At 67.9% G+C, this 1,095-nt stretch carries 1 protein-coding gene; it reads right to left on the bottom strand.

Annotation, left to right across the window (positions count from 1 at the left end; translation table 11 throughout):
- A partial coding sequence (locus tag CF165_RS49685; RefSeq protein ID WP_093954561.1) for an IS481 family transposase occupies positions 1 to 994 on the bottom strand: 994 nt, incomplete at its 3' end.
- Between the last annotated feature and the right edge of the window lie 101 nt (positions 995 to 1,095).

Raw genomic sequence — 1,095 nt, 5'->3', positions numbered from 1 at the left:
TGTACTGACCCGTGAGGTTGGGGACGCGGCTGGCGGGTGGTTGGCCGCCGAGTGCGGTGTGGCCGCGGTGATGATTGTAGGTGTGCAACCAGCCCGGTAGGGCTTGGCGGCGTTCGGTCTCGGTGCGGTAGGGCCGGTCGTAGGCCCATTCGTCGAGCAGCGTGCGATTGAACCGTTCCACCTTGCCGTTGGTCTGCGGCCGGTAAGGCCGGGTGCGTTTGTGGGTGATCTGCGCGTCGCGCAGCGTGTCGCGCCACAGACGTGAGCGGTAACAGGACCCGTTGTCGGTCAGGACCCGGGTGACGGTGATCCCGCAACTGGTGAAGAACGCCTGCGCCCGGGTCCAGAACGCGGCAGCGGTTTCCTTGGTCTCATCGGGCAGGATTTCGGTGTAGGCCAGGCGGGAGTGATCGTCCACGGCGTTGTGCAGGTAGCTGTAGCCGAGGTTGGCGCGGTTGCTGAGCGCGCGAGGCCGGGCGGGGTCGCGGTGGGCGTTGCTGTTGCGCTCCCCTGCCGCACGGCCGAGGACCTTGTGCCCACCGCCGTCGGGGATGTTGCCCAGCTTTTTGATGTCCACGTGGACCAGGTCACCGGGCGCGGCGTGTTCATAGCGGCGTACCACTCGGCCGGTGGCCCGATCCAGATGCCTCAGGCGAGCCAGCCGGTAGCGGGTCAGGACCCGATGCACCGTCGAGGGGTTCAATCCGAGCAGGTAGGCGATCCGGGCCGGTCCCCACCGGCGCAGCACCCGGACCTTGATGATCCGCCGCTCGGTCCGGGTCGGGGTCCGGTTCGGGCTGGTGGCAGGCCTCGACGAGCGGTCGGTCATCCCCGCTTCACCCAGCTCGCGGTAGCGGCCGGCCCACCGCACAGCGGTGGAGACCGAGACCTGGAACCGCTCCGCAGCCCGCCGCAACGGCCACCGGTCTTCAACGACACAGCGGGCCAGCCGCAATCTCCCGGCCGGGGTCAAAGGTGCGTTAGCGTGAGTCACGAAGGGCCTCCGTTGATCGGTGTAGACGTCGCAATCCACACCGAACCCGGAGGCCCTTCCCTACATCAAGATCATCCGGTCACGTGTCACCACGATCGCAA

It is taken from the genome of Amycolatopsis vastitatis, from assembly GCF_002234595.1.
Taxonomy (GTDB): domain Bacteria; phylum Actinomycetota; class Actinomycetes; order Mycobacteriales; family Pseudonocardiaceae; genus Amycolatopsis; species Amycolatopsis vastitatis.
Note: the sequence above shows the minus strand (reverse complement) of the source record. Positions and strands in the feature narration are given on the sequence as shown.